The 8,966-nt window shown below is 71.5% G+C and carries 6 protein-coding genes and 1 rRNA gene; 3 read left to right on the top strand and 4 right to left on the bottom strand.

Going from position 1 to position 8,966, the window contains the following annotated elements; all coding sequences use genetic code 11:
• A 16S ribosomal RNA gene (locus tag MTQ10_RS23765) occupies nucleotides 1–74 on the bottom strand; the annotation flags it as partial.
• A 551-nt stretch (nucleotides 75–625) separates the two neighbouring features.
• Here MTQ10_RS23765 and MTQ10_RS23760 point away from each other — a divergent pair.
• A complete protein-coding gene (locus tag MTQ10_RS23760; protein WP_247472177.1) occupies nucleotides 626–1,075 on the top strand; it encodes a PTS sugar transporter subunit IIA in 450 nt (149 codons plus the stop codon).
• Nucleotides 1,076–1,153: 78 nt separating this feature from the next.
• Nucleotides 1,154–2,824 (top strand): phosphoenolpyruvate--protein phosphotransferase, encoded by a 1,671-nt coding sequence (gene ptsP, locus MTQ10_RS23755; RefSeq protein WP_247472175.1) that lies wholly within the window; start codon nucleotides 1,154–1,156, stop codon nucleotides 2,822–2,824.
• 94 nt (nucleotides 2,825–2,918) lie between these two features.
• Here the strand turns inward: ptsP and MTQ10_RS23750 are convergent, their stop codons facing one another.
• Together MTQ10_RS23750 and MTQ10_RS23745 are read right to left on the bottom strand one after the other, a co-directional pair.
• Nucleotides 2,919–3,809, bottom strand: a complete 891-nt coding sequence (locus MTQ10_RS23750; protein WP_247472173.1) for a hypothetical protein — start codon at nucleotides 3,807–3,809, stop codon at nucleotides 2,919–2,921.
• Between the two features lie 26 nt (nucleotides 3,810–3,835).
• Complete coding sequence (locus tag MTQ10_RS23745; protein ID WP_247472172.1) at nucleotides 3,836–5,047, bottom strand: MFS transporter; 1,212 nt, start codon at nucleotides 5,045–5,047, stop codon at nucleotides 3,836–3,838.
• 111 nt (nucleotides 5,048–5,158) lie between these two features.
• Between MTQ10_RS23745 and MTQ10_RS23740 the strand changes: the two genes are divergently transcribed.
• The gene (locus tag MTQ10_RS23740) at nucleotides 5,159–6,478 is read left to right on the top strand and encodes an aminotransferase class I/II-fold pyridoxal phosphate-dependent enzyme (protein WP_247472170.1); all 1,320 of its coding nucleotides are present in this window, start codon (nucleotides 5,159–5,161) and stop codon (nucleotides 6,476–6,478) included.
• Between the two features lie 9 nt (nucleotides 6,479–6,487).
• Here MTQ10_RS23740 and MTQ10_RS23735 read toward each other — a convergent pair whose 3' ends face one another.
• Nucleotides 6,488–8,455: an acetoacetate--CoA ligase gene (locus MTQ10_RS23735; protein ID WP_247472167.1), complete on the bottom strand. Its 1,968-nt coding sequence runs from the start codon at nucleotides 8,453–8,455 to the stop codon at nucleotides 6,488–6,490.
• Nucleotides 8,456–8,966 lie beyond the last annotated feature (511 nt).

The following is an 8,966-nucleotide window of genomic DNA, read 5'->3' as shown; positions in this document are numbered from 1 at the left end:
GTTCATCGTTCGACTTGCATGTGTTAAGCACGCCGCCAGCGTTCGTCCTGAGCCAGGATCAAACTCTCCGTGAATGTTTACCGGTGATCCGGTTCGCACACACGAGAGCGGTGCGAGAGGAGGAATAGTCCCCTCGCACACAGCGTCCTCGCTGTGTTTTTCAAAGGAACCTCGCCCCAGCAGATGCTGGAGACGGGGTATCAACATATCTGGCGTTGACTTTTGGCACGCTGTTGAGTTCTCAAGGAACGGACGCTTCCTTCGTACTCACCCTCTCGGGCTTTCCTCCGGGCGCTTCCCTTCGGTGTTTCCAACTCTACCAGCGATTTTCCGGCCCCCTGACCACCTCCCGCAGGCATGCGGAAGGCGACCCCGAGATAGGATCTGGCAAGTTGGGTGCTGCCCGGGCGACAAGCGCGACAGCGCGCTGCCCTGCCCCGTGCAGGCCTACGACTGTACCCGCAGCCTCTCAGCCGGTGCAAATCGACGGAAGGGGTGGTCTAGACCTCTAGTCGGAAGCTATCGTGCGGAACCGGCACTTCCTGTGACATACGCTGCTTCGCAGTGCGCCGTCCAGGACCGCAAGTGACGGCCCATATGAATCTCCACCCCTGGGAGGCTTCCCATGACCACCGTGACGTCCCCGCTGGTAGGACGCGCCATCGGACTGGCCGCTGTGCCGGATCCGGTCTTCTCCGGGGCCATGGTCGGCCCGGGTACCGCCATCGATCCCGTGCGTGAGCCCTCCGAGGCTGTTTCGCCCGTCGACGGTGTGATCATCTCGCTGCACCCGCACGCCTTCGTCGTCGTCGACGAGAGCGGGCACGGTGTGCTCACGCACCTCGGCATCGACACGGTCCAGTTGAACGGCGAGGGGTTCGAGCTCCTCGTGAACAAGGGGGACACCGTGACGCGCGGTCAGGGCGTCGTGCGCTGGAACCCGGCCGCCGTCGAGGCCGCCGGCAAGTCCCCGGTGTGCCCCGTCGTGGCGCTGGAGGCCACGGCGGAGGCCCTCTCCGAACTCCGTGAGGACGGCGATGTGAAGACCGGCGACGTGCTCTTCGCCTGGAAGTGACATCGACGCCGTCGTCGGACGGCCGGCAGGACAACCACCGCGGCGGCGGGACCCGCCGCACTACCGGAGACGGGTGAGATGGAGACAACGCTGCGAGGCGTCGGCGTGAGCCACGGGGTGGCCATCGGCGAGGTACGGCACATGGGGACGGCGGTGCTCGAACCGCCTGCCAAGCAGATCCCGGCGGAGGAAGCGGAACGTGAACAGGGGCGCGCCCGCAAGGCCGTGGAGGCGGTCGCCGCCGATCTGATGGCGCGAGGCAATCTGGCCGGCGGGGAGGCGCAGGCCGTGCTCGAGGCTCAGGCCATGATGGCCCAGGACCCCGAACTGATGGCGGACGTGGACCGGAGGATCGCTGTCGGCAGCACCGCGGAGCGGGCGGTGTACGACGCGTTCGCCGCGTACCGGGAACTGCTGGCCAACGCCGGTGAGTATCTCGCCGGGCGTGTGGCCGACCTGGACGACGTGCGGAATCGTATCGTCGCTCGTCTGCTCGGGGTGCCGATGCCGGGCGTCCCCGACAGCGACCAGCCGTACGTCCTTGTCGCGCGGGATCTCGCTCCCGCCGACACGGCGCTGCTCGACCCGACGCTGGTGCTCGGATTCGTCACCGAGGAAGGCGGGCCGACCAGCCACAGCGCGATCCTGGCCCGTGCCCTGGGTGTGCCGGCCGTGGTGGCGCTGCCCGGTGCCGGCGAGCTGGCCGAGGGCACGGTGGTCGCCGTGGACGGCAGCACCGGTGAGATCTTCGTGGACCCCAGCGAGGAGCGGAAGCAGCAAATGGAGGCCGCCGCCGCCGAGCGCAAGGCCGCGCTGGCCGCGTCCACCGGGCCGGGCGCCACCGCCGACGGGCACAAGGTTCCGCTGCTGGCCAACATCGGTGGCCCGGCGGACGTGCCTGCCGCCGTCGAGGCGGGTGCCGAGGGTGTGGGTCTGTTCCGCACCGAGTTCCTGTTCCTGGACGACAACAAGAAGGCCCCGTCCGAGGAGAAGCAGGTCGAGGCGTACCGCCAGGTGCTGGAGGCGTTCCCCGAGAGCCGCGTGGTCGTGCGGGTCCTGGACGCGGGCGCGGACAAGCCGCTGGACTTCCTGACGCCGGCCGACGAGCCGAACCCGGCGCTCGGTGTCCGTGGTCTGCGTACGCTGCTGGACCACCCGGAGGTGCTGCGGACGCAGCTGACGGCGTTGGCCAAGGCTGCCGAGGGGCTTCCGGTCCACCTGGAGGTCATGGCTCCGATGGTGGCCGACCGGACGGACGCGAAGGCGTTCGCAGACGCGTGCCGTGCCGCCGGGGTGCAGGCGAAGTTCGGTGCGATGGTGGAGATCCCGTCGGCCGCGCTCCGGGCGCGCTCCGTGCTGCAGGAGGTGGAGTTCCTGTCGCTGGGCACCAACGACCTGGCGCAGTACACCTTCGCCGCCGACCGTCAGGTGGGTGCGGTCTCGCGGCTCCAGGATCCGTGGCAGCCCGCGCTGCTGGACCTGGTGGCGCTGTCCGCGGAGGCGGCCAGGGCCGAGGGCAAGAGCTGCGGTGTCTGCGGTGAGGCCGCGTCCGATCCGCTGCTGGCGTGTGTGCTGACCGGTCTGGGTGTCACCTCTCTTTCCATGGGTGCGGCGTCCATTCCCTATGTGCGGGCGACGCTGGCGAAGTACACGCTGGCCCAGTGCGAGCGGGCCGCTGCGGCGGCCCGGGCCGCCGACACGGCCGAGGAGGCGCGGGCCGCGGCTCAGGCGGTCCTGTCCGGCGAGTAGGTCCGGCACGCGGTCGCGGACCGCGGCCGGCCGCCGAGGGGCGTCCCACCCACAGGTGGGGCGCCCCTCGGGCGTTCCCGGGCTCGGGGCCGGTTCAGTGCCGGTGCCGGTGTGCCGGGTCCATGTCGCCGAGGTCGGGGGGTTCGGTGTAGTCGACGTCGGATTCCGGTGAGATGAGTTCGCCGGTCTCGATGTCGTTGCAGTAGGCGTCGAAGACCTCGCCCGCGGTGAGGGGCTGTACCTCGTCGCCGCGCAGCCGCCAGCCGTAGACGCGGTCGCGTGTGCCGGGCCTGCTGATGCGCATCACGAGTCCGCCGGGGCTGTGGGTGCCGAGGCCGAGGGCGAGGACGGTGGTGAACTCGAGTGTTTCGGCGTCGTCGAGCCGGACGCCGCCGTCGGGGTCGTCGTCCGCCTGGAGGACGGCGATGAGGGTCTCGGGTGTGCCGGAGACGCTGATGACGAGGTGGCGGCTGCCGGGGGGCGCGGTGTCGAGGATGCGGTCAAGGAGGCGGGAGGCCCGGGCGAAGGCCGCGCGGCCGATGTCGTCGCCGCAGGTGGCGCAGGTTCCCAGGTGGGAGAGGAGGGTGGCGGCGTACTCCCAGGTGGCCTGGCGTACCGCCTCGTCGACGAGGGCGGGAACGAGTTCGTCGAGCGGCTGTCCCTCGTACGGGAGGGTCGCTCCGGTGTGGGCGAGTTCCGAGGTGAAGCGGGTGCGGCTGGCGGGCCGGTCGGGGTCGAGGTTCTTCGCGGCGCAGAAGTCGGCGTATTCCTGCGGGTCGAAGAGGGCGACGGTGGTGTGGCCTCCCTGCGCGGCCCGGCGCCTGAGGAAGTCCTCCATCTCCCGCAGGTAGGCGGCGTGGTCGTCGAAGGTGAAGGTGCGGTAGCGCCGCATGGCGCGGAAGTCGTGTTCGTCGGTGAGAAGGCCGATGGTGCCGGCCATCTCGCGGCGCAGGAGTCGGACGGTCTGCTGGTCGGTGTGCGCCATGGTTTCCCCCTGTTGTGCACGGTCGATCAATGCTCACTCACAGTAACCGGCGCCACTGACAACGGGGGGTGGGCCAGCCGGTCGCGGACCAGGCGGTGCTGGACGACGCAGGTCAGGGCGATGCCGGTGCCGAATGCGGTCCAGCCGAGGGGGCCGGTGGCGATGGCGGCGGTGACGGCGAGCGGGCCGATGCTGCGCTGGGCGGACTGGGCCAGGCCGTGGACGCCGAGGTAGGCGCCTTGGGCGGTCTCGGGTGCGAGGGCCACGGAGAGTTCCCAGGAGACGGTGGCGTGGAGCATCTCGGCGAGGGTGAAGGCGGTGGCGGCGCCGACGAGGAGGAGGGTGGCGGTGACCGTCGAGCCGGTGGCGGAGAGCGCCATGGCGGCTCCGCCGAGGGCGTATGCGGCGGCGAGGGGGAAGAAGAGGAGCGCGCGGGCGGCGGTGGTGGTGGCGCCGAGGCGGGAGAGGGGGATCTGCAGGGCGACGACCAGGACGTTGTTCAGGACGAGCAGGAGCGGGGCGAGGCCGTGCGGGACGTTGCCCGTGTGGGCGATCCAGAGCGGCAGGCCGACGGTGATGACGGCGTCGTCGAGGAAGAGGACGGTCTCGGTGGCGACGTAGGTGAGGTAGGTGCGGTCGCGCCAGGGGCCGGACGGTCGGTTCTTCGGTGTGCGGTCGGTCGAGCCGGTGACGGTTCTGGAGCCGGACGGCGGTTCTGCGCAGCGCAGGGTGAGCAGGGCGCAGGCGACGAAGGACAGGGCGTCTCCGGCGAGAAGGAAGCGGTAGGCGCCGGTGGTGCCGAAGGTGAGGGCGGCTGCGGCGGCGAGGCCGCCGACGGCCCAGCCGGCGTTGGCGAGGGTGCGCTGGACCGCCTGGTAGCGGACGCGGTCGGCTCCGGCGACGCGGGTGGCGTAGAGCCGGGTGAGGACCCGGGAGGAGCGGTCCCCGAAGCCGGCGAGGGCGGAGGCGGCGAGCAGCAGGCCGTAGTGGTCGGTGAGCAGGAGCGGAAGTGCGGCGAGGGCGCGTGCGGCCTGGACGGCGAACAGGACGCGGGTGAGGGGGAAGCGGTCGGCGAGGAGTCCGCCGAGGGGGGAGCCTGCGATGCCGACGGCTCCTGCGGTGGCGGCGAGGGTGCCGATCTGGGTGACGGAAAGGCCGGTGACGTAGGTGAAGTAGAGGACGGAGACGGATGCCCACAGGCCGCTGCCGGTGCGGTCGACGAGGGCGATGACGAGCATTTTGCGCCCGTCTCGCCCTCCCGGTATGCGGTTGCGCCATCCGGTCGCGCGACGGATCGCCTCCACTGCTCCCCCTTGCGTCGTCTTTTGTATTGATACATACTTCTCAACGTGGCAGTACAATATGCGATTCGTGGTACGACGTCCAAGGGCATTGCCGCGTCCGTCGAGCAGGGCGTGTCGGACGGGGCTCTGGCGCCTGGGGCGGCTCTGCCGCCGGTGCGGCGGCTCGCGGACGAGCTGGGCGTGAGCCCGGGGACGGTCGCTACCGCGTACAAGGAGCTGCGCCGGCGGGGCATCGTCGTGACGCGTGGACGAGGGGGCACCGTGGTCGCTCCGGCGCCCGCGGTGGCGTCGCGGCGCCCGCCGAGAGTCCCGGAAGGCTTGCGGGACCTGGCGGGCGGGCAGCCGGACCCCCGGCTGCTGCCCGGCCTGGTGCCCCCGGTCCGGCTGTCGCCCGGCACGCGGCCCCACCGCAGCGCGCCCCGACTGGAGCGGCTGGAGGACTCCGTGCGCGACTGGATGCGGGCCGACGGCGTGCCGGTGGAGCATGTGACGTTCGCGTACGGCGCGCTCGATCTGATCGGGCGGCTGCTGTCGGTGGAGCTGCGGCCGGGGGACGCCGTCGCGATGGAGGATCCGGGCTACCACCATCTGCTGGACCTGGTGGCCGCCCTGGGGCTGCGCAGCGTCCCGGTCGCGGTGGACGACGAGGGGATGCGCCCCGAGGCGCTGCGCGGTGCGCTGCGCGCGGGTGCGCGGGCGGTCGTGTGCAGTCCGCGTGCGCAGAACCCGTACGGCGGGAGGTTCACGGCGGAGCGCAGGGACGCCCTGGCGGAGGTGGTCCGCGGCGAGCCGGATGTCCTCGTGGTGGAGGACGACCACGCGTCGGGGATCTCGGGTGTGCCGCTGGAGACGCTCAGCTCGGCCGGGCTGCCCCGCTGGGCGCATGTGCGGTCGGTGAGCAAGTTCCTCGGGACGGACCTGCGGTGGGCCGGCGCGGCCTGCGACCCGGTGACGCTGGCCCGGCACGACGGACGGCTGTTGCTGACCTCGGGGTGGGTCAGTCATCTGCTGCAGGAGACGGTGCTGGGGCTGATGGGCGACGACGCCACGCGCGCGTGCGTGGAGCGCGCGCAGGAGACGTACGCGCTGCGTCGCGGTGCGCTGGTGCGGGAGCTGGCCGCCCGGGGCATCAGCGCGCACGCGGTCAGCGGCATCAATGTGTGGGTGCCGGTGCGGGACGAGTCGGCCGTGGTGAACGGTCTGCGTTCCTGCGGCTGGTGGGTCGCGGCCGGCGCGCGATTCCGTCTGTCGTCCGGGCCGGGCGTGCGGATCACCGTGGCTGAGCTGGAGCCTGCCGACGCCGCGCGGCTGGCCTCGGACTTCGCCGCCGTGCTGGACGAGTCCGAGGCCACCTACGGAGGATGAGCCGCCGGTTCAGGCGCGCTTGCGGGCCAGTTCCTCGAAGAAGTGCAGCAGGTCGAGGTTGTCGATCGAGCCGGCGTTGACGGCCTTTTCCAGCGGGGTGCCCTGGAGGAGGCGCTTGACCGGGACCTCGATGCGCTTGCCGGTGAGGGTGTGCGGGATGCCGGGCACCTCGATGATCTCGTCGGGGACATGACGCGGGGAGAGCTGCTCGCGGATGGTCCGTTTGACCCGGTCCACGAGCGTGTCGTCGAGGGCGGCGCCGGGGGCCAGGTGCACGAACAGGGGCATCCAGTAGCCGCCGTCGGGCTGCTCGATGCCGATGACCAGGGACTCCTTGATCTCCGGCAGGCGTTCCACGACCTCGTAGATGTCGGCGGAGCCCATGCGTACGCCCTGGCGGTTGAGGGTGGAGTCGGAGCGGCCGTGGATGACGACGGAGCCGCGCGAGGTGACGGTGATCCAGTCGCCGTGCCGCCACACGCCGGGGTAGGTGTCGAAGTAGCTGTCGTGGTAGCGGCTGCCGTCGGGGTCGTTCCAGAAGCAGATCGGCATCGAGGGCATCGGGGCGGTGACGACCAGTTCGCCGACCTCGTCGGTCAGGGGCTTGCCGCTCGGGTCCCAGGACTGCAGGTCGGTGCCGAGGCAGGGCGCCTGGAGTTCACCGACGTACACGGGCAGGGTGGGTACGGCGCCCGCGAAGCAGGAGCAGACGTCGGTGCCGCCGCTGACGGAGGCGATCCACAGGTCGTCGCGGACCTCGTCGTGCAGCCAGCGGAACCCGTCGGGCGGCAGAGGTGAGCCGGTGGTGGCGACGCACTTCACGCGGGACAGGTCGAAGTCGCGGGAGGGGTGGACGCCCGCCTTGCGGCAGGCCATGACGTACGCGGCGGAGGTGCCGTAGAGGGTGGCCCCGGTGCGTTCGGCGACCCGCCACTGGGCGCCCGTGTCGGGGTAGCCGGGGCTGCCGTCGTACAGGACGACCGTGGTGCCCGTCAGAAGGCCGGAGACGAGGAAGTTCCACATCATCCAGCCGGTCGAGGTGTACCAGAAGAACCGGTCCTCGGGGCCGAGGTCGCAGTGCAGGCCGAGCTGCTTGAGGTGCTCGACGAGGATGCCGCCCTGGGACTGCACGATCGCCTTGGGCAGGCCGGTGGTGCCGGAGGAGTACAGCACCCACAGCGGGTGGTCGAACGGCACCTGCTCGAAGACCGGCTCGGTGTCCGCGGAGGTCAGCGCCGTCCACTCCAGCGCGCCTTCGGGGGCCTCGGTGCCGAGGACGGGGATGTGGACGACGGCGCGGAGGGTGGGCAGCTCGCGGCGCAGCTCGGCGACGACGTCCCTGCGGTCGTACTCCTTGCCGCCGTAGCGGTAGCCGTCCACGGCGAACAGCAGGACGGGCTCTACCTGCTGGAAGCGGTCGAGGACGCTGCGGGCGCCGAAGTCGGGTGCGCAGGAGGTCCACACGCCGCCGACTGCTGCCGTGGCGAGGAGCGCGACGACGGCCTGAGGGATGTTCGGCAGGTAGCCGCTGACCCGGTCGCCCGGGCGTACGCCGAGGGCGCGCAGTTCGGCGGCGAGGGAGCCCACCTGGCGACGCAGCTCGGACCAGCTGACGGGGCGGGCCTCGTGGGTCTCGTCGACGTGGAGCAGGGCGGGTCCGTCGGCGCGGTCGGCGGCGGCCCGCAGGGCGTGCTCCGCGTAGTTCAGGGTGGCGCCCGGGAACCACTGGGCTCCTGGCATGCCGCGGTCGCCCAGCACACGCGTGTACGGCGTGGAGAACCGTACGTCGAACCATTCCGTGACGGCTTTCCAGAACGTCTCCAGCTGGTCCACGGACCAGCGGTGCAGTGCCGGATATCCGCCGTCCGCGGGTGCTCCGTGGTGTTCGGCGGCCCAGGCCTGGAATCTGGTGACCTGCGCCTGGGCGATGCGGTCGGGATCGGGCTGCCAGAGCGGCTCGGGGTTCTGGGTCGACATGTGCGGCTCCCGGACTGTGCGCGTCGTGTGCGTCCTCCGCGCACGTGCTGGGGTGTGCGCGTGACGCGGCTGACAGGGACGATGCCATGTGATCGACTTCCGCACCAGGGTGTCCCCCACATGCTGATCCGCTCAGGTGTGTGGTGGCGCGGGATTGCCGCCGCCGGGCGATGCCGTCCGCGGCCCGGTGCGGGTAGGTCTTCCCCGGAGGCCTCGGTGGTGCCGGGGCCGGGCTCGGTGGCGGGGCGGCGCCCTGCGCAAAGGCGTGTTGGCCGGTGTGGTGATCTGGGTGAACGGCAGTTGAACGGCACGCTCCGGCGCGGCCGTCGGTGGCAGGGTGAGCGGCATGAACGGGTGTGACCTGGTGCGTTCGGTGTGGTGGGGCGGTGTGGGCGGGGCCGCGCAGAGGTTGCGGACCGTGCGGGCGGCGTGGCGCCGGAGGCGGATCGACGCCCGGTGGCTGCCCCGCGGGGGTGCCGAGCGGGCGCGGGTGCCGGGGGTTCTTCAAGGG

It is taken from the genome of Streptomyces sp. XM83C, assembly GCF_023072675.1.
GTDB lineage: Bacteria > Actinomycetota > Actinomycetes > Streptomycetales > Streptomycetaceae > Streptomyces > Streptomyces thermocoprophilus.
The sequence above is the reverse complement of the archived record's forward strand: the minus strand, read 5'-3'. Positions and strand labels throughout refer to the sequence as shown.

Coding starts and splice junctions, on each gene's coding strand:
- MTQ10_RS23760 (WP_247472177.1), top strand. CDS start 626: ATGACCACCGTGACGTCCCCGCTGGTAGGACGCGCCATCGGACTGGCC.
- ptsP (WP_247472175.1), top strand. CDS start 1,154: ATGGAGACAACGCTGCGAGGCGTCGGCGTGAGCCACGGGGTGGCCATC.
- MTQ10_RS23750 (WP_247472173.1), bottom strand. CDS start 3,809: ATGGCGCACACCGACCAGCAGACCGTCCGACTCCTGCGCCGCGAGATG.
- MTQ10_RS23745 (WP_247472172.1), bottom strand. CDS start 5,047: ATGCTCGTCATCGCCCTCGTCGACCGCACCGGCAGCGGCCTGTGGGCA.
- MTQ10_RS23735 (WP_247472167.1), bottom strand. CDS start 8,455: ATGTCGACCCAGAACCCCGAGCCGCTCTGGCAGCCCGATCCCGACCGC.